This window comes from Saezia sanguinis, from assembly GCF_963921665.1.
Taxonomy (GTDB): Bacteria; Pseudomonadota; Gammaproteobacteria; order Burkholderiales; family Burkholderiaceae_C; genus Saezia; species Saezia sanguinis.
Genome location: NZ_CAWUGC010000001.1, coordinates 128,779 through 150,292 on the forward strand (window position 1 = coordinate 128,779; position 21,514 = coordinate 150,292).

21 protein-coding genes are annotated in these 21,514 nt (G+C 50.4%); 17 read left to right on the forward strand and 4 right to left on the reverse strand.

Translation table 11 applies throughout. The annotated features are described in order from the left end of the window. Positions 1-6: 6 nt before the first annotated feature. Positions 7-828: a M55 family metallopeptidase gene (locus AACY98_RS00605; protein WP_339800272.1), complete on the forward strand. Its 822-nt coding sequence runs from the start codon at positions 7-9 to the stop codon at positions 826-828. A gap of 23 nt (positions 829-851) precedes the next feature. On the opposite strand, the gene AACY98_RS00610 is transcribed toward AACY98_RS00605, so the two are convergent. Further along, positions 852-1,610: a MarC family protein gene (locus tag AACY98_RS00610; protein WP_339800275.1), complete on the reverse strand. Its 759-nt coding sequence runs from the start codon at positions 1,608-1,610 to the stop codon at positions 852-854. A gap of 520 nt (positions 1,611-2,130) precedes the next feature. Here AACY98_RS00610 and sucC point away from each other — a divergent pair. The 4 genes from sucC to AACY98_RS00630 all read left to right on the forward strand — a co-directional run bounded on the left by sucC (position 2,131) and on the right by AACY98_RS00630 (position 6,006). Then, positions 2,131-3,291 (forward strand): ADP-forming succinate--CoA ligase subunit beta, encoded by a 1,161-nt coding sequence (gene sucC / locus AACY98_RS00615; protein WP_126979896.1) that lies wholly within the window; start codon positions 2,131-2,133, stop codon positions 3,289-3,291. Between the two features lie 11 nt (positions 3,292-3,302). Next, on the forward strand, positions 3,303-4,199 hold the full coding sequence (gene sucD / locus AACY98_RS00620) for a succinate--CoA ligase subunit alpha (protein ID WP_126979895.1): 897 nt from the start codon (positions 3,303-3,305) through the stop codon (positions 4,197-4,199). A 214-nt stretch (positions 4,200-4,413) separates the two neighbouring features. Beyond that, positions 4,414-5,175, forward strand: a complete 762-nt coding sequence (locus tag AACY98_RS00625) for a TerC family protein (RefSeq protein ID WP_339800280.1) — start codon at positions 4,414-4,416, stop codon at positions 5,173-5,175. Positions 5,176-5,331: 156 nt separating this feature from the next. Further along, on the forward strand, positions 5,332-6,006 hold the full coding sequence (locus tag AACY98_RS00630) for an FHA domain-containing protein (RefSeq protein WP_126979893.1): 675 nt from the start codon (positions 5,332-5,334) through the stop codon (positions 6,004-6,006). 107 nt (positions 6,007-6,113) lie between these two features. On the opposite strand, the gene AACY98_RS00635 is transcribed toward AACY98_RS00630, so the two are convergent. Continuing rightward, positions 6,114-6,719: a dual specificity protein phosphatase family protein gene (locus AACY98_RS00635; RefSeq protein ID WP_339800284.1), complete on the reverse strand. Its 606-nt coding sequence runs from the start codon at positions 6,717-6,719 to the stop codon at positions 6,114-6,116. Positions 6,720-6,929: 210 nt separating this feature from the next. Here AACY98_RS00635 and AACY98_RS00640 point away from each other — a divergent pair, with 210 nt between their 5' ends. From AACY98_RS00640 to cydX, 12 genes are all read left to right on the forward strand, one after another. Then, the gene (locus tag AACY98_RS00640; RefSeq protein ID WP_126979891.1) at positions 6,930-7,478 is read left to right on the forward strand and encodes a GbsR/MarR family transcriptional regulator; all 549 of its coding nucleotides are present in this window, start codon (positions 6,930-6,932) and stop codon (positions 7,476-7,478) included. A gap of 128 nt (positions 7,479-7,606) precedes the next feature. After that, positions 7,607-8,179 (forward strand): hypothetical protein, encoded by a 573-nt coding sequence (locus AACY98_RS00645; RefSeq protein ID WP_339800287.1) that lies wholly within the window; start codon positions 7,607-7,609, stop codon positions 8,177-8,179. An 18-nt stretch (positions 8,180-8,197) separates the two neighbouring features. Beyond that, positions 8,198-8,929: a hypothetical protein gene (locus tag AACY98_RS00650; RefSeq protein ID WP_339800289.1), complete on the forward strand. Its 732-nt coding sequence runs from the start codon at positions 8,198-8,200 to the stop codon at positions 8,927-8,929. A 241-nt stretch (positions 8,930-9,170) separates the two neighbouring features. Further along, positions 9,171-10,208 (forward strand): hypothetical protein, encoded by a 1,038-nt coding sequence (locus AACY98_RS00655; protein ID WP_339800291.1) that lies wholly within the window; start codon positions 9,171-9,173, stop codon positions 10,206-10,208. A gap of 93 nt (positions 10,209-10,301) precedes the next feature. Further along, positions 10,302-10,814 (forward strand): hypothetical protein, encoded by a 513-nt coding sequence (locus AACY98_RS00660; RefSeq protein WP_339800293.1) that lies wholly within the window; start codon positions 10,302-10,304, stop codon positions 10,812-10,814. Between the two features lie 152 nt (positions 10,815-10,966). Beyond that, entirely contained in the window at positions 10,967-11,365 is a 399-nt protein-coding gene (locus tag AACY98_RS00665) for a hypothetical protein (protein ID WP_339800296.1), read from the forward strand. A gap of 139 nt (positions 11,366-11,504) precedes the next feature. Beyond that, on the forward strand, positions 11,505-11,999 hold the full coding sequence (locus AACY98_RS00670) for a hypothetical protein (RefSeq protein ID WP_339800299.1): 495 nt from the start codon (positions 11,505-11,507) through the stop codon (positions 11,997-11,999). Positions 12,000-12,243: 244 nt separating this feature from the next. Next, complete coding sequence (cydD, locus tag AACY98_RS00675; RefSeq protein WP_339800302.1) at positions 12,244-13,959, forward strand: thiol reductant ABC exporter subunit CydD; 1,716 nt, start codon at positions 12,244-12,246, stop codon at positions 13,957-13,959. Next, on the forward strand, positions 13,956-15,680 hold the full coding sequence (gene cydC / locus AACY98_RS00680; RefSeq protein ID WP_339800305.1) for a thiol reductant ABC exporter subunit CydC: 1,725 nt from the start codon (positions 13,956-13,958) through the stop codon (positions 15,678-15,680). Before cydD ends, cydC begins: the two co-directional genes overlap by 4 nt. Before the next feature lie 72 nt (positions 15,681-15,752). After that, positions 15,753-17,438 carry a cytochrome ubiquinol oxidase subunit I gene (locus AACY98_RS00685; RefSeq protein ID WP_339800308.1) on the forward strand — a complete coding sequence of 562 codons (1,686 nt, stop codon included), beginning with the start codon at positions 15,753-15,755 and terminating at the stop codon, positions 17,436-17,438. Positions 17,439-17,443: 5 nt separating this feature from the next. Next, the gene (gene cydB / locus AACY98_RS00690; protein ID WP_339800311.1) at positions 17,444-18,604 is read left to right on the forward strand and encodes a cytochrome d ubiquinol oxidase subunit II; all 1,161 of its coding nucleotides are present in this window, start codon (positions 17,444-17,446) and stop codon (positions 18,602-18,604) included. 30 nt (positions 18,605-18,634) lie between these two features. Beyond that, positions 18,635-18,739, forward strand: coding sequence for a cytochrome bd-I oxidase subunit CydX (cydX, locus tag AACY98_RS00695; protein ID WP_126979880.1), 105 nt, complete (start codon positions 18,635-18,637; stop codon positions 18,737-18,739). A 161-nt stretch (positions 18,740-18,900) separates the two neighbouring features. Here the strand turns inward: cydX and AACY98_RS00700 are convergent, their stop codons facing one another. Next, complete coding sequence (locus AACY98_RS00700; RefSeq protein ID WP_126979879.1) at positions 18,901-19,806, reverse strand: 5'-nucleotidase; 906 nt, start codon at positions 19,804-19,806, stop codon at positions 18,901-18,903. A gap of 6 nt (positions 19,807-19,812) precedes the next feature. Further along, on the reverse strand, positions 19,813-21,375 hold the full coding sequence (gene ilvA, locus AACY98_RS00705; RefSeq protein WP_339800317.1) for a threonine ammonia-lyase, biosynthetic: 1,563 nt from the start codon (positions 21,373-21,375) through the stop codon (positions 19,813-19,815). Positions 21,376-21,514: the final 139 nt, after the last annotated feature.

The following is a 21,514-nucleotide window of genomic DNA, read 5'->3' on the forward strand; positions in this document are numbered from 1 at the left end:
AATGATATGAATATCTTGATCTCGGTTGATATTGAAGGGGTGGCTGGCGTATACCATCCTGAACAGACCCGTTTTGGCAACCCGGAATATGAGCAGGCACGCCGGTTGATGACCGCAGAGGCCAATGCGGCGATTGCGGGTGCCTATGATGGCGGGGCCAGGCAGGTACTTATCAATGATTCGCATGGGCGGTTTCGTAACATGCTGGCTGGAGAGCTGGATGCCAGGGCACAGGTGATACAGGGGCGGCCACGTGTATTGAGCATGGCACAGGGAGTGACGCCAGGGGTGCAGGGCCTGTGCCTGATCGGGTATCACTCGCGCGCTGGCGGAAGGGGAATTCTGGCGCACACCATCAACAGCTTTGCGTTTGCTGAAGTTTTGTTTAATGGCGTTCCGGTTGGCGAGGCGGCCATTTACGGTGCGGTTGCTGGTGAATATGGGGTGCCGGTGATCATGGGCAGTGGTGACGATGTTTTTATTGAGGAGAATAAAGCACTGTTTCCCGATGCCTTGTTTGCCCAAACGAAACAGGCTTTGGGCCAGAACAGTGGCGTTTCCCTTTCTCCCCAGGCATCGTGTGAACTGATTCGGGCGACCACATCGGCGGCGGTTTCCGAAAGCCAGGCGATAAAAGTATGCGCGGCATTTCAAAAACCGATCACCGTGACTGTTCGTGCCACATCGCCTGCCATGGCCGATCTGTTTTGTGGCTGGCCGACGTTCAGGCGCTTGGATGCGACACAAGTTGCGTACGAGGCGCAAACGACAGAGGTTGCCATGCGGATACTGAACTGCTGCTCAGCCATGTCGGCTTCGTTACGCTGAAGCCGATCACAGGAGCATGATGTTTATTGCGCCGCAGGTGCCGGCATGGGTGGCGCAACGGGCGGGTTGGTGGAGCTGGCCAGCGGAATGATCATCTGGTGGTAGAGTTCAGTGATGGCACTTGCCATCCCGTTCCATATCAACTGAATACCCAGACACAGCAAAATGAACGCGGCAATGCGCAAGAAGACCACGGCGCCGGTTTCCCCCAGCATGTCCATCAGTTTTTCGGCATATCCGTAACACACGCGTACGATGATGGCCAGCGAAATGATGCCCAGCAAGCCGCCAAGCAGCCTTGCAACGGTAATGGAGACGGTGGACCCTGCAAAGCTGGCACCCACTGTGATGCACACAGCCAGGGTCCCGGGGCCTACCGTCATGGGGAATGAGAGCGGGAAAAATGCGGTTTGCTGGATTTTTTCCGGCGTGTAGGAGTCTGCCAGTTGTTCATCGTGCTTCGGTGTGGAACTGTCGGCATTGACAAGGCCCCAGCCCATTTTGACGACCAGCAGGCCGCCGCCGATGAGGACAATGTCTTTTGAAATGCCGAAGAACTTGAGTACAACCGAGCCCAGCAGGATGAAGATGATCAGCATCAGAAAGCAGTTGCGAGAAATGCTTTTAGCTAATGCATGGCGTGTTTTGGCGGATGCGCCTTCCGTGACAGAAAGGAACATCGCAGCGCCGCTGGGCGGATTCATGATGGGCAGCAGTGTTGCAACAATTTGCAAAAAGCTTTTGCCAAATTCCAGAAAATAACCTAGCAGTGCACTTTCCATAACAGAATCAATCTTGCCGATTGATGAAAAAAGATAGCTAATGATAAACGGTTTTATTGATCAAGATGAAATGCAGCCCCGGCAGGCGTGCTAAAGTAGCGGGGTATATATGATTTTTTTGAATACCACAAGGGTTTTCTGGTGTTTGAAAATGCAAAGGTGCAGGTTGGCCATGCGGTAAATCAAGCGGAGCCGCTGGTGTATCTTGTTGATATATCAGCATATTGCTTTTTTGTCCGATATGACAGGCTGGCCTGCATTTTGACTGTCAACGAGCGCCAGGATTCTTTTTTGTGAGCAGTTGTCTATGCGCGGGGCCTTCGCGGCTTGGTAAAACAGGTGTGATAGCCATTTATTAAGTACGGGTTTGTCATGGTCATTTTGATGTGGGGGCATGCCCTTGGCGCAGCGCTGTTAAAGTATCAGAAGCATCATGCTATGCATAGCGGGGTTTGTCAGCGCGGAAATGGCGTTGGGGAACCGGTTTGTTTTCACTCAGACTCATTCAGAGAGCAATTCCATGAAAATTCATGAGTACCAAGGCAAGGAAATTCTGCGCCAGTTTGGAGTACCGGTACCACGCGGCTATCCTGCGTTTACCGTACAGGAAGCTGTAGAAGCTGCGCAGAAATTAGGCGGCAGCATTTGGGTTGTCAAAGCACAGATTCACGCGGGCGGACGTGGTAAGGGCGGCGGTGTCAAGCTGGCACGCTCCCTTGACGAAGTTAAAAAACTGGCAGGTGAAATCCTGGGCATGCAACTGGTGACGCACCAGACCGGCCCGGAAGGCCAGAAAGTACGTCGGCTGCTGATCGAAGAAGGCGCTGACATCAAGAAAGAATATTACGTTTCGGTGGTGACCGACCGTGCCAGCCAGAAGGTGGCCATGATGGCTTCCAGTGAAGGCGGTATGGAAATTGAAGAAGTTGCCAAGACGAATCCGGAAAAAATCATCAAGGTGTTTGCCGATCCTTCGACCGGTATCACTGATGATCAGGCCAAGCAACTGGCTACCGGTATTGGTGTTCCTGCCGCTTCAGTGGATAAGGCTGTTGACGTATTCAAAAAACTGTACAAAGTGTACATGGATACTGATGCTTCCCTGGTGGAAATCAATCCGCTGATTCTGGAAGGCGATGGCAATATCAAAGCGCTGGATGCCAAGTTCAACTTTGACAGCAATGCACTGTTCCGTCATCCTGAGATTGTGGCTTTGCGTGACCTGGACGAAGAAGACCCGGCTGAGCTGGAAGCTTCTAAATACGATTTGTCATATATCAGCCTGGATGGTGACATTGGCTGTCTGGTTAATGGTGCTGGCCTGGCCATGGCAACGATGGATACCATCAAGCTGTTTGGTGGCACACCTGCCAACTTCCTGGACGTGGGTGGTGGCGCGACTGAAGAAAAAGTGACCGCAGCGTTTGAAATCATGCTGCGCAATCCCAAAGTCAAGGCGATTTTGGTCAACATCTTCGGTGGCATCATGCGCTGCGACATCATTGCTACTGGTGTGGTTGCTGCTTGTAAGGCAGTGAACCTGAAAGTACCTCTGGTGGTGCGCATGAAAGGGACCAATGAAGACCAGGGTAAGAAAATTCTGGCTGATTCAGGTCTGCCCATTATCAGTGCTGATACCATGGCCGACGCAGCCAAAAAAGTGGTTGCAGCCGTTAAGTAAGGAATACGGACATGTCTATCTACGTTAACAAAAATACCAAGGTTATTACCCAGGGGATCACTGGGAAAACGGGGCAGTTCCATACTGAAAAATGTATTGAATATGCCAATGGCAAAAACTGTTTTGTTGCCGGGGTGAACCCTAAAAAAGCCGGCGAGAAGATTTTTGACGTGCCAATTTACGCCACGGTCAAAGAAGCTGCCAAAGAAACCGGTGCCACTGTTTCTGTGATTTATGTACCTCCGGTTGGTGCCGCAGCAGCAATCTGGGAAGCTGTAGAGGCTGACCTGGATATGGTGATCTGTATCACAGAAGGTATTCCGATCAAGGATATGCTGGTGGTGCGCAACAAGATGAAAGCCAAGGAAGCCGCCGGCGGCAAAAAGACATTGCTGTTGGGCCCGAACTGCCCGGGTATCATTACACCGGAAGAAATCAAGATTGGTATCATGCCGGCGCACATTCATAAAAAAGGCCGTATTGGTGTGGTGAGCCGCTCCGGTACGCTGACTTATGAGGCTGTTGCACAACTGACCGAACTGGGTCTGGGGCAATCGAGCGCTGTGGGGATCGGTGGTGATCCGATCAACGGGCTCAAGCACATTGATGTGATGCAGGCATTCAATGACGATCCGGATACCGATGCAGTGATCATGATTGGTGAAATCGGTGGTTCTGATGAGGCTGATGCCGCACGCTGGTGCAAAGACAACATGAAAAAACCGATTGTTGGCTTTATCGCTGGTGTGACGGCACCTCCCGGAAAACGCATGGGCCATGCTGGTGCTTTGATTTCCGGTGGCGCTGATACAGCAGACGCTAAACTGGCGATTATGGAGGAGTGTGGCTTTACAGTAACACGCAATCCGTCTGAAATGGGTGCTCTGATCAAAAAACTGATCGGATAAATACCATGCAATAGCCGCAATTTGCGCCGCTATTGTATTCACTTTAGAGGGAGGCCATAACCGGCCTCCCTTTTTTATGACAAGGGGCAGTGACTATAGAGCGCCGGATACAGGTTGCATATAATGGCCGAAGATATGCTTTGTTGAAGGATTCGGGAGGTTTGCATGCCAACCGCTCAACAATGCGGCTGTTTAGAGGGAAAAAGAACAACGGATGGCTGAATTTTTTACTGCTCAATTCTGGTTTGCTGTCGGCTCCATCATCATGATTGATATTCTCCTGGGGGGGGATAATGCCGTGGTGATTGCCCTGGCGTGCAGAAGGCTGGCACCTGCGCAGCGGCTGAAAGGGGTTGTCCTGGGGACGGCTGGCGCCATTGTTTTGCGGGTGGTGCTGATTTTTTTTGCACTGGAGTTGTTGCGTTTACCCTTCTTGAAAGTAGTCGGTGCATTGCTGTTGCTGGTGATTGGCGCTAAACTGCTGTTGCCGGAGCCACCGGATGATCACGAGGGCATTCAGGCCAGTGACAAGCTGTGGAAAGCGGTGAAAACTATCATTGTGGCTGATCTGGTGATGAGTGTTGACAATGTAATTGCCATTGCCAGCGCAGCGCAGGGTGCGCACCAGGATCATCATATGCTGCTGGTGGTATTCGGGCTGGTGGTCAGTGTACCTATCATTGTATGGGGGAGCCAGTTTGTGATGAAACTGATGGACCGGTTCCCGCTGATCATTACGCTGGGGGGTATGCTGCTGGGATGGATTGCCGGTACCATGGCTGTGGCAGACCAGTTTATTGCACAGCATGTATGGCCTGCGGCGTGGGTGGAAGTTTCGCAACAGACACAGGTATATGAGCCGGTTGCTGTTTTGCATTATATGGGTGGGGTAGCCGGTGTTATTGGTGTGTTATTATGTGCCCGAATACTTCATAAAATGCTTAAAAACAAAAAAAATAAAGGAACACATGAATAAGGCGGCCCATAAGGCTGGATATAATATTGTCGGGCAAGGGGCGGGCTGTTTAAAATAAGATGTCTGGCTGAGCAAAGAGATGCGACATCTACTGCGAACGATGGTTTTTTATAGTATAAATACGTCTGAGCGGAAATATGTTTCCTAAATAAGTATATGCCAAAAGAAGTGATCAATCCACAGTTGACGATCATACATGCTGGAGAAAAGCGCTGTATTAATCTGACGGAGGGGCGTACCACCATTGGACGCAGGTCGGATAACATGGTCGTGATCTCAGACCCAACGGTCAGCGGGCATCATGCCGTCATTATCATTTCCGATGATACGATGGTGATTGAGGATCTGGGCAGTACCAATGGAACATATATCAACGGCGAAAAGATTGATATGCCCTACAAGCTCGAAGACGGGCTGCAGATCATGGTTGGGTTATGCCGGCTGATTTATAGCATGGATAAGCCGGTCAAAGAGAAGCCCAGATTTTCGTCAGGGGACTATGCTGCACAGCCGGGCTCCCAGATTTCCACAGTAGGGTTTCAGGATACGATGACATCCATTCCTGCCTATCTGGAATTTACCAAAGGCCTTAAATCCGGAAAAGACAAGGTCGAGCTGGATAAAACCGTTAACCCGATCGGCAGCCTGGGCGTTGGGGTTGCTTCAGTTTCCTATGGGAAGCGGGGCTGGGTTTTATCGCATGTGGACGGGATGAACCCGTTACTGAATGGAGACATTGTCACCTCCAAGCCCGTGTTGCTGAAAGATGGCGATGTCATCACCATTGGTGAGATGGAAGTCCGTTTTATCAGGCACATGGACGAAGATTAAAAAACGCCATTTTCCCCAGCCAGTTTTGCTGACATTCACATACCGTACCTTAAGCTGCCGTTCATGGACTCCGGCCAGCTCGTCTGTGCCTATATCAGACGGATCGGTTATGGCTGCAATGCCACATTGGGCTCAGGTTTGAATTGAAGCTGTTGAACTAATTCGGCAATATCTGCACTTTGAATATATTGGGGAATATTGGTCCACATCGTGTGGAAGCCGTAGCCCCCCTGCGTCAATTCCTCAATGGCAGCCTCTTTGCTCCAGCCCTGATAAATGATACGGTACATTGCGCTCATCAGGCCGGTGCGGTCTGCACCATGCTGGCAATGGATCAAAACCGGCCCCTGTTGTCTGGCCTGCATCATGGCATTCAGGGCGGCAATAACTTCAGCATCGTCAATATTTGCCGTGTACATGGGGATGCGCTGCTCGTTGATCTGGGTACCTGACAGCAATGTCTTATCTGAATGGTGCTGGCGGAAATTGATGACAGTTTGAATATTGAGGGCTTTTATTTGCGCCAGGTTTTCTGCTGTAGGTTGCTGGCTGCGATAAAGCAGCTCATCAATCTGATACAGGTTCATGGAGGCATCTATGGGCCGTGCCCATTGCTCAGGGCGTGCTGTGGCATTGGAGCTAGGTGGCTCATTGGTTGATGTACAGCCTGGCAGGCTGGTTAATGCCAGAAAAGCAACACATACTGCGAGCATTGGCCGGGTCAAAAAGTATGGAAAAGTGCGCATAAGTCAATGGTTGAGTGAAACACCGTCATACAGAGACTTCTGCATTAGACCATAGAAACAGGCTCATAGTGAAGCTTACGGGGAAAATGCATGTGGATATGCAAACGTATGCTGCCGAAAGCAGTCAATGTATTTCTGTATTGACAGAAAATTCTGTTTAAGAATACAATTAAAAGCATGAAACTAACCGAACCGGCTCAACGCTTTGTGCTCCATTGGGGCGAAATGGGATCAGCCTGGGGTGTGAACCGCTCCATGGCCCAAATTCATGCATTGCTGTTTTATCATGGCAAAGCTTTGCATGCTGAGGAGATTTGCGAAACGCTGGGAACGGCCCGTTCCAATGTCAGCACCTGCTTGAAGGAACTGCAAAACTGGGGTCTGGTCCGTATTACCCATACGCTGGGGGACAGGCGCGATTATTTTGAATCCTGCCATGATGTGTGGGAGCTGTTTCGTATCATTGTGCAAGAGCGCATGAAGCGTGAATTTACGCCAACGATTCATATGCTGCGCGATCTCACGCAGGATAAAGCTTTTGCCAAGGAAGGAAAAGATACGCAGGAGCGTGTCAAACAGACCTTGGAAATGATGGAAACGCTGGGTTCATGGGCAGAGGAAATGATGCGGTTATCGCCTGCTACCATGCAAAAGGTGTTGAAAATGGGGGCCGGAATTCAGAAGCTTGTCCGTGGCTCCGGGAAAACAAAAGAAAAAGAATCATAAGTAACTGAAAGTTTTGTGTGTATTGCACGGATGCCTGTTCAGTCAGGCATTGAGTTTGGTTTTGCCTCTTTTTTTACTTTTATATTTCTTAAATTTCAGAAATAAATGTTAAATAAGTAAATTTAACGATGATGAAGGTAAAAGAGAATGATCAGGCTGTAAAAGCGAATACACATGATTTGATTTTGAAAAATGGAGAACAGGTGATGCATGATGCAGATGTTGAAACTGGCTTGATGAATGAGGGAACCGACCGGTTTTTTCATTCAGCCCCAGTGCTGGTGTTTATGCTGATCGTGGCATGTCTATTCAACTGGATGCTCTGGCCAATTTCTTTCTTTGTGTATTTTGTGGCCGGGTTTCCCGCATTGCTGACCGGGGTGTTTTTCAACTGGTTTCTGGCGCTCTTCAAGTCACGGGGCGGTGTTGTGGCATGCACTGCTTTATCTGCGGGCGCACTGGAGTATGTGTATCTTTTTTTGATCAGGGGCACAGGCCGGGATTATGTTTTCATATTATTAGCCGCGCTGTGTGGTGGAATTATTGCATGGTGGAATACCAGGGGAACAGTCTGGACAGGTGTGAAAGCGTTTTCGTCATCATGGAGACAAAGTATTGCCCACGTTATTTATTTTGTCATCATAGGACCATGGATGGGGGTTGTCATTATGATATTTTTAGCGAGTTTTCATTTTCTATAGGTTTCTAGAAGGAACACTATGAAAAGCAGTTGCAAAGGTAAGAACAGTTGCGCTGGGTCGAGTGTGTTTTCTGCTACTGTGCACAAGCAACGAATCAATGATTCCGGCACAGAATTGCAGCCAAAGATTAAAAAGCAAAAAGAGAGAAACCTGGGAGGAATAATTTTTGCATGTCTTTGTTTGGCACAGATAAGCTCAGGAGGGCCATTTTTCATTATTCCAGCCTGGAGTTTTGCCGGGGCTCCTGCTTTCCTGACGGCCTGGCTTTTTTATTGGTACCTGAACCATCTTCGATTTTGCTGGAGTGTTGTTGCATGTACGGCATTATCAGCCGGGAGTACTCAGTATATATACACGGGGTTTTTTCTATCAGAGGTGGGAGAGTACCGTATTGCATTGGCATCTATTGCTACGATTTGTGGCGGGATGCTTGCATTGGTAATGCTGAGGGGAATTTTACGGATAACGCCGATACGACGCCACGCATTACAAGCGCAAAAGTGGTTGAACATTGTCAATTTTGCATTTGCCGGAATGCTGTTTGGCGGCTGGATGTTTGTAGCTTTGCTGGGTATTGATTTTGTTCAATATATATCTGCAGTAACGATGCTTATGGGCATTGTGATAGGGGTTTTATTTGTTGTTTGGAAGATTGGCATAAAGTTTATAGTGGCAATCATTGTGCTTGCAGTCTTTGTGAAAGGAGGATGGATAGCCATAAATTTGGTGTCTACGTTTATCGGGAAATGACAGATGAGAAAATCATTTTAAACAGGCTTTAAGGAATGAAGACAAAAGTTTGCAAGTCTGTTCATGTTCGGCTGTGTAAGGGGGAAATAATTTTGACGCGACAAGGAGTGAGGTTGAAATGAGCAAATTCTCTAACCAGTTTTAATTTTTTTACCCTTAAATTTATTAATTTTCAGAAATAACTGTTATATAAAAATATTTGATTTGTGTGTTTGAAATAAAGCATAGACAAGGATAAGAGATGGCTGGCATACAAAATAAACCAATAGAGAATTCTGGGGCGCAGCGAAATGCCTGCTGGTTATTTGTAGGTTGGGGGCCAATAGTTGCGCTATTGCTTTCTATATTGGATACATGGCTTATTCGGGGGGGCAATATTTCATGGATGCTGCCATTTTTCCATATACCCGTGATTGATACATACTCCAGGTACGGTATACCGGCCTTGCTTACAGGTATGTTATTGAGTCATTTGGAGAAATCATCAATGGTATGGTGGCGGGTTATTGTTGTAACAGCCGTGGCCGCTGCGGGGATTGAAGCTGCTTATTTGATGATTACTGTTTATGCGAAGGGCTTGCTGGGTACTTTTTATATAGGGAATGTGTCTGCGTTGTTTCAATGGCGTTATCTTTCCAATGCCATCGTATGGCCCAGCGCTATAGCAGCAGTAAGTTGCACCATTCTGTCTTTAGTGCGTTTGGTATGGCCTGGTAAGACTGTATATGCAGATGAGCAGATTTATGATGAAAACGATGAGCCTCAGATAGAGAGCAGTCCAGCCGCAATTGATGAACAGAATGAGGATTTTGAAATTGAGCGAAAAAAGTGGAATGAAAGGCGATCAAAAGATTTTGTGATTTTTGGGTGTCTTTTCTTCGCACAGATGATTTCTTTTATGGGGCCATTTGCGGTTATACCATGGCTCCTTGCTGGAGTTCCTGCTCTGTTGACCGCATGGCTTTTTTATCGGTATGTCGACTGGTTTGAGAACTGCTGGAGTGTGGAGGTTTGTACTGCACTGTCAGGTGGTGTTATCCAGTATGTCTACTGCTCATTGTTTTATTTCGGACTCGAAAAATATTATGTCATGTTGGCATGTATTGCAGCAATTTGTGGCGGGATGATTGCATTGGTGAAGCTGGGTGATGTGGTTCGAATGACAGCCGATCAGCGTCAGGCTTTACTAGAGCAGGGGAGGCTAGGAGTGCTTAACTTTGCTTTTGCAGGAGTTTTGTTTGGTGGCTGGGCATTCCTGGTTATTAAAAATGAGATATGACCATTTTTTAACGGCGTGGGGTTGCTGTTAATCAGCAGGTCATGTAACTGTGAATATATGGAGAAGGTTACGTTTTGCATAGAGGATGGGTATATGCTGATCCAGCGTCATAAAGATAATGTTGTTGCAGATGTAAAAAATACGTCGCCTCGTCAAGGGGTTTCATCGCAATGGGCCACTGAAATTGCTCTGATTTTTGCATTTCTGTTTACTTTGCCTATTGGGTTTTTCTTTTATTGTGTTGGGGGTGTGGCGGCTGTTTGTGCCGGGGTATTTTTTAATCTGTATGCCTGCATATTCAGATCGCATTTGTCTGTCATGGTTTTGACGGCGTTGTCAGGCGCAGTTGCTCAGGCTGGCTATCAAGTTATGGTGGAGTGGCACGCAGGGGGATGGTTCTTTTCTGTGGTTGCTGCCATTTGTGGCGCATTTATTGCGTATATCAAGGCAAGCCCGAAAGCGATGGATGAGGGCGAGGCTTTGAAAAGTAGCCAAAGAATCAAGAATGTGATTCATTTTTCAGTGCTTGGCCCCTGGCTTGGGTTAGCGGTTGTGGTTATTTTTGGGATGTTGTTCAACCTTGTTGTTGTGATGTTTGGCCTTTGAGAATAGACCGCTAGGCCGCCCCAGGTTAAGAAGAAGGTTCAATCATAAATGCAGTAAAAGTCGCAGGTTGAGTATCTGAAACTACAGGGGCAGATATTGATTTCATTTTTGTCTTTATACAGTTTTTATTTTGTCTACATAAACAGGAGGGGATGATGAATCTCACATTTTTTGTTTTTTCTTTGGTCGTTGCTTTGATATGCCCCATATTAGCGGTGTCTTATTTAAAGCCTATTCTGTATAAAATTCTGGTGCGGCTGTGCGAGGATAGAGATGGCGCGGCGTTCTGGATCAAAAGCGCTTATTTGCTGGCAGTTTCTGGCACATTGATTTTGATGCTGTGTTTTGGCCGCTATGATGCGGGCGCTGAAGCGGTGGAGGTGCTCAGGCGGGCGTTGACGCTGGTGGTGTTGGCTGTTTTCCTGACGGTGTCCATTATTGCGTGGAATATCTGGGGGCAGGTCAAAGTGGTGTTGGATAAGCGCCGTGCAGAGGCGGCCTTGCTGGTGCAAAAGTCTTCCAGTCAACAGGAGGTTGAATCAGGGCTGTAATCTGTCTGCAGCATTCATGGGGTAACCCTGGCGTTGCACAAAGTCATAATCCAAACCATAATTGGCAGATGCGATGTTTTCAGTTGCATGTGCATGCTGGCGCATCAACAGTGACCGGTTTTGGGGAAAAGGATTTGCCATGAAAAAAGTGATTAATTGGGGACTGGTAATCATTGGAGCATTACTGGCTGGGGCCTGTGCGGCACCGGTGGATGAGCAGGCGGCGAATGTACCGGCGTTTCCTCAGGACAGGGACGGGGCTGCACATTTTCTGGCCAACAGTGCCCGTGAACGTTGGATGTTGATGGTGCAGGATGATGGCATGGGCAATGCGGTTTATGCCAACAAAGAGCGTATTGTGCTGCAACCTGATGGCGTGAGTACGGTATGGTTGCGTATGGTGTTTCCTGTGGCTATTCCGTTAAGCGCACAGAGTTCAGAGAGTGTGACGGGAACATTGATTTATTCTGAAGTCAGGTGCAAGGACAGTACTTATAGAACTCCTGCTTTTTATGCGTTGGATGCATCAGGCCATATTCTGGATATCACTTCAAATGATCAAGCACCATTTGTGGCAATGGATGCCGGGGCTGCGGCATTGGGTTTGTACCGGATGGCATGTGAATCGCTTTGATCGTGCGGTTTTTGTGAAAGACGCCCTGCAATGCAGGGCGTTTTGTTTTGTCCGTACGGCAAGGGCATATGGCTTGTGTATATCAGCAAAAGGCTGGATGAGCAGCGATACGGGCAACGGCAGCGTTTGGCTATTGTTCTGATGGTTTTGATATGCTGTTATTGGTGCTGCCGTGTGCTTTGGGCATAATGTAGTGTCTGCGGATATAAAGCATGATGCCCCCACGGCACGACAGGAGAATTAATTGGAACAGCCCGCCCCTACAAAACCACGCCGCCAGCGGCAGTCACCATGGACGCCCGGTGGCATGCTGCAATTAGGTGCTGCGTTGCTGTGGTTGCCCCAGGCGTGGCTTTTGGCCGTGGCAGTGGGTGCCATGGCAGATGGGCAGGATATATGGGCGGTGTCCTTGTACAGTGCCATCGGGGTTTTGTTGATTGGTATCGTGCGTGCCGGGCTGGATGCCTGGGGCGCACGCATTTCTTTCCGTTCGGCCAGGCAGCAGTTGAGCCGCTTGCGGCAGCAGGCCATTGAGGCATTGAGCAAGCGTTCCCCATTGGATACAACGCGCCCGACTTCGGGACAGGCGGCCAGTGTTCTGACCGAGCAGGCCGAGCAGATTGTGCCGTATCTGTCGAGGTATCAGCCGGTGCAGTTGAAGGTGATGATTGTGCCGCTGGTGTTTCTGGTGGCGGTCATTGTGAATTCGTGGGTTGCCGCGCTGGTGTTGTTGTGTGCGGCACCGTTGATTCCGGTTTTCATGATTCTGGTTGGCTGGCGAGCCAAAGAGGCCAGCGAAAAACAGATGCTGGAAATTGGGCAGATGAATGGTTTTTTGCTGGACCGTTTACGCGGCTTGACGACGATCCGGGCTTTTGACGCGGTGGATGTGATTGCCAGGCGGCTGCGGGACGCAGCCGATGGTGTGCGCCGCAAAACGATGTCGGTGCTGCGTATTGCGTTTTTATCTTCAGCCGTGCTGGAGTTGTTTTCCGCGCTGGGTGTGGCGATGGTGGCGGTGTATATTGGCTTTCACCTGCTGGGGGATTTGTCGTTTGGGGCCTGGGGAAGCAAGCTGACGCTGACGCAGGGGCTGTTTATTCTGTTGCTGGCGCCTACTTTTTTTGATCCGTTGCGCGAGCTTTCGGCTGTTTGGCATGACCGTGCCTCGGGTGTGGCTGCAATGGACAGCATGGTCAGCCTGAGTTCTCAGGGAGAAGATCTGGTGGGCGGGCGGCATGGTGCGGCTTCAACCGCTGTGCCAGATGTGTCTGATGTACCTGATGTTTCAGGCAGCGCTTTGGCGGTGAAGGTTAAAGGGATCAGCTTTCAGTACCCTGGTAGTGTGCAGCCGGTATTGCATGATTTTGATCTGACAGTGGCTGCCGGAGAGAAGGTGGCATTGGTGGCCCCCAGTGGTCAGGGAAAATCGACCTTGTTGGCGCTGCTGGCGGGGTTGTTGCAGGCAAATGCAGGGAGCATCGAGATTGGTGGTGTGCAGTTGACCGATGCCACGGCTGATGCATTGCGAACGCATATGGGCTGGATCAGCCAGCAGCCTCATATTTTTGCCGGCAGCTTGTTGCACAACATCACGTTAGGCCGCTCAGATATTTCTGCACAGCAGGTACAAAGTGCAGTGGATGCCGCTGCGATGACTGATATTGCACATGGACAGTTGCAACGGCGGCTGGGTGAGGGGGGCATAGGTCTTTCCGGGGGGGAGGTGTTGCGGCTGGCGCTGGCACGTGCCATGGTGACACCCCAGCTCGGTTTGCTGCTGGCCGATGAGCCGACTGCACATTTGGATACCGAGACGGCACAAGCAGTGATTCAAGGGCTGATGGCTGTGGCACAGCGGGGTACAACGGTGATTGTTGCCACGCATGACGAGCGTATTCTGCCTTATATGGACAAAGTGGTGCAGTTGTCGCCTGTGTATTCAGGGGAGGCAGTATGAGCCGGCATCAAAAAGCAAGTACCTGGAAAGCACTGCGCCAGATATTGCAGGTGTTTTTTGAAGCGCAGCGTGCCAAGCTGTGGCTGGGCATACTGATGGCATCTATCACTGTGGTGTTTGGCCTGGCGCTGCTGGGGGTGTCGGGCTGGTTTATTACTGCAACGTCTATTGCCGGCCTGGACTTCATGACGGCAAAGCTGTTTAATGTGCTGATTCCTTCGTCAAGCATTCGCTTTCTGGCTTTGACTCGCACCGTTTCCCGCTATGGTGAGCGGTTGGTAACGCATGATGCCACACTGGCGGTTCTGGCTGATTTGCGCGAGCGGCTGTTCCGGGGCTGGGCTGAACCACAGGCAGCGCGATCGCTGATGAAAAGGCCGGCGCAGTTGCTGTTTCGGTTAACGGTGGATATTGATGCGCTGGATTCTTTGTACCTGCGTATTTTGGTGCCTGTGGCTGCGGCATTGGTTGCGACGGTATTGACCGGTCTGGCCTATGGCTTCTGGGTGCATCCATGGCTGGGTGTGGTATTGGTCATTTGGCTGGCCGTAGTGGGGCTTGGCGTGCCTTTGTTGATGTCTTTGCGTGCACAGCGTGCAGCGCGCCTGAAGGCTTATGCCAGCGAAGCGCTGCGTGCCAGGTCGGTGGACCTGGTGGCCGGGCAGGTTGAGTTGCTGATGGCCGGGCAGGCAGGCCGTCAGTTTGATTTAATCATGAAGGCAGATGCGCATTTAAGCCGTGCAGATGATGACATGAACCGGTTGGAAATGTGGGTGACCGTTGCCCATGGCTTGGCGACGGCTGTGATGCTTTCAGGCGTGTTGCTGGTATGTGCGGTTCTGGTTGAGTCGGCATTGCTGGGGGCGGCTGTTGCTGCGTTTGCTTTGCTGGTGCTGCTGGCGATTTTTGAGCCTTTTACCGCTTTGCGCCGTGGAGCGGTAGAGCTTGGGCGTACCCTGCTGGCGGTGAAGCGCCTGGCGCCGAGGCTGGAAAAAAATGGTTCGGTTTCCCAAAATACAACCACAATGGCCTGCCCTCTGGGAGGGGATGTTGTTTTAGCGCTAAAACACGTGAATTTTTGTTATCCCGATACAACACGCCAGGTGCTCAAAGATATCAACCTGGAAATGCTTAAAGGGCAGCGCATTGCGCTGGTGGGCGGCAGTGGCAGCGGCAAGTCAACACTGCTGGCGCTGATTGCGCAGGAACTGCAGCCGGACAGTGGCGAAATCAGATGTGAGCGTTTTAGCGTATTGACACAGCGAACGGAGCTGTTCAAAGATACATTGCGTGGGAATCTGTTGCTGGCTGACCCACAAGCATCTGATGAAATGTTATGGCAGGCCTTGGAGGATGCCGGTTTAGCGCATACAATCAAACAATTACCCGATGGATTAGATTCCTGGCTGGGAGAAGGTGGTTTAGGTTTATCGGGGGGGCAGGCGCGTCGTTTAGCATTGGCGAGACTGCTATTAAGAAAAGCCCCGTTATGGCTGCTGGATGAGCCTACAGAAGGGCTGGATCAGCAAACAGCAGCAGACGTGTTGCGTCGGATAACAGAGAAAGGTGGGCAGCAGGCCATGCTGATTGCAACCCATCTGAAAAGAGAAGCTGAAACGGCTGATTTTATTTTTGTCATTGATAAAAATCAAATAAAAAACAGTTATCAAAGGGGGCAATTGGAATATACGGCTGCTTTAGGTCAACTAAGGCCCAATTAGTTCCATTCTGTGCCAAAATCGCGTATATCAGAATTAACCACGAAGGGAGTCAGGCTGGCCTGATTAACAAGTATGGACTTTGATGTTGCAACACTATCCCGGTTTCAGTTTGCCTTGACGGCGCTGTACCACTTTCTATTCGTTCCCCTCACATTAGGTCTGTCGGCACTGGTTGCCACAATAGAGACGGTTTATTACTTTACGAATAAACCCATCTGGCGTCAGATGACCAAGTTCTGGGGCACTTTGTTCGGTATCAACTTTGTCCTGGGTGTTTCTACAGGGATTGTGATGGAGTTTCAGTTCGGTATGAACTGGAGCTATTACAGTCACTATGTAGGCGACATCTTCGGCGCGCCTTTGGCGATTGAAGGCTTGATGGCGTTCTTCCTGGAGTCAACCTTTGTCGGGTTGTTCTTCTTTGGATGGGACCGCATGTCAAGAGGTGCTCACCTGGTTGCGGCCTGGTGTGTGGCAATTGGCTCTAACTTCTCAGCGCTGTGGATTTTGATTGCCAACGGCTGGATGCAGAACCCGACCGGTTCAGTGTTCAACCCGGCGACCATGCGTATGGAAGTTTCGCACTTTGCTGATGTATTGTTCAACCCGGTGGCACAGGCTAAATTTGTCCATACGGTCTCTGCCGGTTACTGTACAGCTGCGGCGTTCGTGATTGGTGTTTCTGCATGGTATATCCTCAAAGGTCGCCATCTGGAAATTGCCAAGCGCTCGATTGCAGTGGCTTCGGCATTTGGCTTGTGCGCAGCATTGTCTGTGGTGTTCCTCGGCGACGAGAGCGGCTATATGGTTGGTAAAGACCAGCCAATGAAGATGGCCGCTATTGAAGGTATGTGGGACACGGAACCTGCACCGGCTTCTTTCATGCTGATTGGCTTTACCAGCCAGAATTCAGATGAAGAGACAGCCAGAACACAGAATGCAGGCTCAACTTCAGGCGGTATCCACATTCCCATCGTGATGGGGCTGATTGGTACACGTACCCTGACGCAGGAGCTCGCTGGTATCAATGAACTGGCATTTGGCCGCCGTCTGGACGGAAAAGAGTCGCAGGTTGAAACCTCGGTTGACCGTATCCGCAGTGGCTTGGTTGCCTATAATGCATTGCAGCAGATCCGCCAGGAATATGGCAGCTATGGCAATGCACCGGCTGAGTTGAAAGCACTGGTGGATGACAACATCCGTAACTATGGCTACGCACTGTTGCTCAGAGGCCCGACTGCGGCATCTGAAGGCGGCAATAAACTGCCTGACCTGAGCAATGTGCCTGAAAGCGAAATCATGCTGGCAGCTGCCAAGACCATTCCTCATGTGGCAACGGCTTTCTGGTCGTTCCGTATCATGGTGGCAATTGGCTTCTACCTGATCCTGTTCATGCTTGTCTTCTTCTTCATGTCGGCTCGCCGTACGCTGGAGAAACATCCGTTCATGCTCAGACTGGCGGTGTGGAGTATTCCTCTGCCCTGGATCGCAGCTGAAATGGGCTGGATGGTTGCTGAAATGGGACGTCAACCCTGGATTATTGAAGGGGTGTTGCCAACAGTATCAGCGCACTCGGAACTGGGCGCATGGGCACTGCTGCTGACTATTGCCGGTTTTGCACTGATCTACACCGTGTTGATCATTGTTGAAATGTCGCTGATGGTCAAGAGCATTCGTAAGGGGCCGCAGCCGGAGCCAGGCTCTCCGGAAGCCCTGCAGAAACAAGCTAATGAACCCAAACTGGCTGCAGCGGAGTAATAAACATGGAACTACATACACTTATTAACTATGAAGTTTTGCGAGTGATTTGGTGGCTGCTGCTGGGTGTGCTGCTGATCGGTTTTGCAATCACGGACGGGTTTGACTTAGGTACTGCAGCATTGTTGCCCTTTATTGGCAAAAATGATGTGGAGCGCCGTATTGTGATCAATACTGTCGGCCCCGTGTGGGAAGGTAACCAGGTGTGGCTGATTACCGGCGGTGGTGCTATTTTTGCCGCCTGGCCAATCCTGTACGCAGTGTCATTCTCGGGCTTTTATTTGGCGATGTTTGCAACACTGTTTGCTTTGATTCTGCGCCCGGTCGGGTTCAAGTATCGCAGCAAGCTGCATGATGCAACATGGCGTAAAACCTGGGACTGGTGCTTGTTCATCGGTGGTGCTGTGCCTGCCCTTATTTTTGGTGTGGCACTGGGCAACGTGTTGCAAGGGGTTCCCTTCCACTTTAACCCGGAACAGCGCATTTACTATGACGGCACCACACTGTTTGAATTGCTGAATCCGTTTGGCATTCTGGCAGGCCTGGTATCTGTAGCCATGCTGGTGACACACGGCGCCACTTGGGTAGCTGTAAAAACCCAGGGTGCTGTAGAGTCACGTGCCCGCACCATCGGCTCTATTACCGGCATTGCAACCGCTGTGCTGTACATTCTGGCCGGGGTGTGGCTGTACATGGGCATCAAGGGCTATGCCTACTCTTCTCCTGCTGTGCTGGACGGCCCTTCTAACCCACTGCTGAAAACAGCTGTAGGCGGGGTTGAAAAACAATGGTTTGCCAACTATGGCGCACTGCCCATCCTGTGGATCGTTCCGATCTTGGGGATTGTCGGGGCTTTGCTGGCAGCAGTTCTGCTGAAAGCGGGCAAGGCATTGCTGGCATTCATTTGCAGCAGCTTGTCTATGACCGGGATTATTTCGAGCGTGGGCGTGTCCATGTTCCCGATGATTCTGCCTTCCAGCGTCAACCCCAGTCATAGCCTGACGGTATGGGATACGTCTTCCAGCCACATGATTCTGTTTATCATGCTGGTGGTTGCGTTGATCTTTGTGCCGATTGTTTTGGCTTACACCAGCTATGTGTTCTACGTGTTGCGCGGTAAGGTTACCCGTGACAGTGTGGACGACAGCAAGACGTTCTCTTATTGATTGCTCAAGGTACAGAAAGGAGAATTAAACATGTGGTATTTCGCTTGGATCCTGGGCTTACCTTTTGCAGCACTTTTCGGTGTACTCATGGGGATGTGGTTTGACATCCGTGAGAACGCAGATCAAAAGAACTGATGCTTGCTTAAAAGATAAGCCGTGAGTTTCTGTCTGCCTGGTGCAGGCAGAGTATCTGAGAAAACGCCTGTAAGTTGATTCTTACAGGCGTTTTCATTTGAATCTATTTGAGGTTAAACCGGCGTGGCGCAATCAGTGGACAGAAAATCTGGTTGTTAATTTCAGTTATTTTCGTTGGTGATACCGTTGATCACATGTCCTGATGGCACATGGGAAGCGGCACTGCGCACATGGGTCGTCTGGTCGTCAAAGAAAAAATCAGGCTCAAATTCGCGTAAAAATTCGCCTTTGGCAAACCCGCCCAGAAACATGGCTTCATCAATTTCGATGTTCCAGTCCATCAGGGTACGGATGGCGCGTTCATGTGCAGGGGCCGAACGTGCCGTGACCAGAGCAGTACGCAAACGCATGTGAGGTGCGGGTTGTTGCTGTAACTGGTTCAGTGCAATCAGCAACGGTTTGAACGGACCGGCAGGCAAGGGCTGGGCTGCCTTGCTGGATTCGTGCTGATAAAAGGCCGACAGGCCTTCTTTTTGATAAACCTGCTCGGCTTCGTCTGAGAACAGTACCGCGTCCCCGTCAAAAGCAATGCGCACTTCGTCGGGGTGTGCATCTGAGGCCAATGCAGACTGTGGATAAACCGTGGCAGCCGGAAAACCTGCCTGCAATGCCGCACGGACATCCAGCGGATTAGCTGACAAAAAAAGATGTGCTTGCAGCGGTACCAGATAGCGCCAGGGCGATTCACCACGGGTGAATACGCCGCGCTGAATGGTCAGGCCGTAGTGTGCAGCAGAACGGAAAACCCTTAACCCTGAAACCGGGTCGTTGCGCGAAAGTATTACAACTTCTACCCGTGGGGTTGCCGCCATTTCATTGAAGGCAATCAGTTTTTTGACCAGGGAAAAGGCCACCCCGGGTGTTGCGGGCTGTTCCAGCCGTTCCAGTTGGAGCTCCATGTAGGCTCGGTCGTCCCCGGTTTCAAAAACGCGGTTTTCATCTTCAAAATTGAACAATGCGCGCGAGGAAATGGCGACGACAAGCTGATGCGTGCGAGGGGTAGACATAAGGGGTCAGCGCAAAAAGAGTTGATACACCGGGTTTTTGGTTTCTTCTTCCCATGGATAGGCCAGAGAGGTCAAAAACTCTTTGAACAAAGCGTTATCTTTGCGCGGAACCTGAATGCCGACCAGAATACGGCCAAAGTCCGCACCGGAATTGCGGTAATGAAACAAGCTGATGTTCCATGTGGGTGACATAGAGGATAGGAATTTCATTAAAGCACCGGGCCGCTCAGGAAAGGTGAAACGCAGCAGCCGTTCGTCTTTGGCCAGTTCGCCTTTGCCGCCAACCATGTAACGGATATGCTCTTTGGCGAGTTCATCATCCGACATGTCCAGGGTCGGAAAGCCTGCACGCTTGAGTTGCGCGGTGATTTTATCGCTTTCACCTTCTGCGCCGGATGTGGCAATGCTGGTGAAAATCTGGGCCTGGTTGGCGCGTGAAATGCGGTAGTTGAATTCGGTAACGCTGCGCGATCCGATGACTTCACAAAAACGTTTGAATGAGCCCGGCTGCTCGGGGATGGTGACGGCAAACAGCGCTTCGCGCTTTTCACCAATCTGGGCCCGTTCAGCAACAAAGCGCAGCCGGTCAAAATTCATGTTGGCGCCACTAAGGATGGAAACAAAAGTACCACCGCGAATCTTGTGCGTGGTGATGTATTGCTTGACCGCCGCAACGGACATGGCGCCGGACGGTTCCACAATATTGCGTGTGTCCTGAAAAACGTCCTTGATTGCAGCACAGACGGCGTCGGTATCCACCACCACAAAATCGTCAACCAATGCGCGTGCGAGGCGGAATGTTTCTTCTCCAACCTGTTTGACAGCCGTGCCATCGGAAAACAGGCCGACATCCGGCAGTGTGATGCGCCGTCCCTGGCGCACAGAGCGCATCATGGCATCAGAATCATTCATCTGCACACCGATGATTTTGATGTCCGGGCGTACCGCCTTGATGTATGCTGCAACGCCGGCAATCAGGCCGCCTCCGCCAATAGGCACAAAAATCGCATCCAGCGGGCCTTGATGTTGGCGCAGAATTTCCATGGCAATGGTGCCTTGCCCAGCAATGACATAGGGGTCGTCAAACGGGTGTACAAATGTCAGGTGCTGTTTTTCGGCAAGTTGCTGGGCATGGGCGGCAGCGTCAGAATAGCTGTCGCCAAACAGAACCGCCTCACCACCCAGATGTTTAACGGCATCAACTTTCACCTGAGGGGTTGTGACCGGCATGACAATAACAGCCCGGCATCCGAGTTGCTGTGCTGCCAGTGCCACACCTTGTGCATGATTGCCTGCGGAAGCACAAATGACGCCACATTCAAGCGACTGCTTGGACAGGTGCGCCATTTTGTTATAGGCACCACGCAGTTTAAAGCTGAAAACACTCTGATAGTCTTCTTCTTTCAGCAGAATTTTGTTTCGCATCCGCTTGGAAAGCAGTTTAGCCTGTTCCAGGGGTGATTCCTGCGCAATGTCATAAACCTTGGCGGTCAGAATTTTTTTCAAATAATCAGACAGGTCAGGATGTTTAAGTGCTGGGCTGCGCTTTTGTTTTGGGGTGGTTGTCATATTTATTCTTGAGGATGCAGGTTGTATTGAATATATTGATGAAATTCCAAACTTTTCATCATACAACTGATACATGGCAAAAGTAAACGAGCCCGCATAAATCAAGACCAAATGACAGGACTAAGAGGCCAAATAGGGC

Bases quoted from the DNA above. Each gene is read 5' to 3' on its own strand.
- AACY98_RS00630 (WP_126979893.1), top strand. From the start codon at position 5,332: ATGCCAAAAGAAGTGATCAATCCACAGTTGACGATCATACATGCTGGA.
- AACY98_RS00655 (WP_339800291.1), top strand. From the start codon at position 9,171: ATGGCTGGCATACAAAATAAACCAATAGAGAATTCTGGGGCGCAGCGA.
- AACY98_RS00610 (WP_339800275.1), bottom strand. From the start codon at position 1,610: ATGGAAAGTGCACTGCTAGGTTATTTTCTGGAATTTGGCAAAAGCTTT.
- AACY98_RS00685 (WP_339800308.1), top strand. From the start codon at position 15,753: ATGGACTTTGATGTTGCAACACTATCCCGGTTTCAGTTTGCCTTGACG.
- cydX (WP_126979880.1), top strand. From the start codon at position 18,635: ATGTGGTATTTCGCTTGGATCCTGGGCTTACCTTTTGCAGCACTTTTC.
- sucC (WP_126979896.1), top strand. From the start codon at position 2,131: ATGAAAATTCATGAGTACCAAGGCAAGGAAATTCTGCGCCAGTTTGGA.
- cydC (WP_339800305.1), top strand. From the start codon at position 13,956: ATGAGCCGGCATCAAAAAGCAAGTACCTGGAAAGCACTGCGCCAGATA.
- AACY98_RS00625 (WP_339800280.1), top strand. From the start codon at position 4,414: ATGGCTGAATTTTTTACTGCTCAATTCTGGTTTGCTGTCGGCTCCATC.
- AACY98_RS00665 (WP_339800296.1), top strand. From the start codon at position 10,967: ATGATGAATCTCACATTTTTTGTTTTTTCTTTGGTCGTTGCTTTGATA.
- cydB (WP_339800311.1), top strand. From the start codon at position 17,444: ATGGAACTACATACACTTATTAACTATGAAGTTTTGCGAGTGATTTGG.
- AACY98_RS00645 (WP_339800287.1), top strand. From the start codon at position 7,607: ATGATGAAGGTAAAAGAGAATGATCAGGCTGTAAAAGCGAATACACAT.
- AACY98_RS00650 (WP_339800289.1), top strand. From the start codon at position 8,198: ATGAAAAGCAGTTGCAAAGGTAAGAACAGTTGCGCTGGGTCGAGTGTG.
- AACY98_RS00640 (WP_126979891.1), top strand. From the start codon at position 6,930: ATGAAACTAACCGAACCGGCTCAACGCTTTGTGCTCCATTGGGGCGAA.
- AACY98_RS00670 (WP_339800299.1), top strand. From the start codon at position 11,505: ATGAAAAAAGTGATTAATTGGGGACTGGTAATCATTGGAGCATTACTG.
- AACY98_RS00660 (WP_339800293.1), top strand. From the start codon at position 10,302: ATGCTGATCCAGCGTCATAAAGATAATGTTGTTGCAGATGTAAAAAAT.
- ilvA (WP_339800317.1), bottom strand. From the start codon at position 21,375: ATGACAACCACCCCAAAACAAAAGCGCAGCCCAGCACTTAAACATCCT.
- AACY98_RS00635 (WP_339800284.1), bottom strand. From the start codon at position 6,719: ATGCTCGCAGTATGTGTTGCTTTTCTGGCATTAACCAGCCTGCCAGGC.
- AACY98_RS00700 (WP_126979879.1), bottom strand. From the start codon at position 19,806: ATGTCTACCCCTCGCACGCATCAGCTTGTCGTCGCCATTTCCTCGCGC.
- AACY98_RS00605 (WP_339800272.1), top strand. From the start codon at position 7: ATGAATATCTTGATCTCGGTTGATATTGAAGGGGTGGCTGGCGTATAC.
- sucD (WP_126979895.1), top strand. From the start codon at position 3,303: ATGTCTATCTACGTTAACAAAAATACCAAGGTTATTACCCAGGGGATC.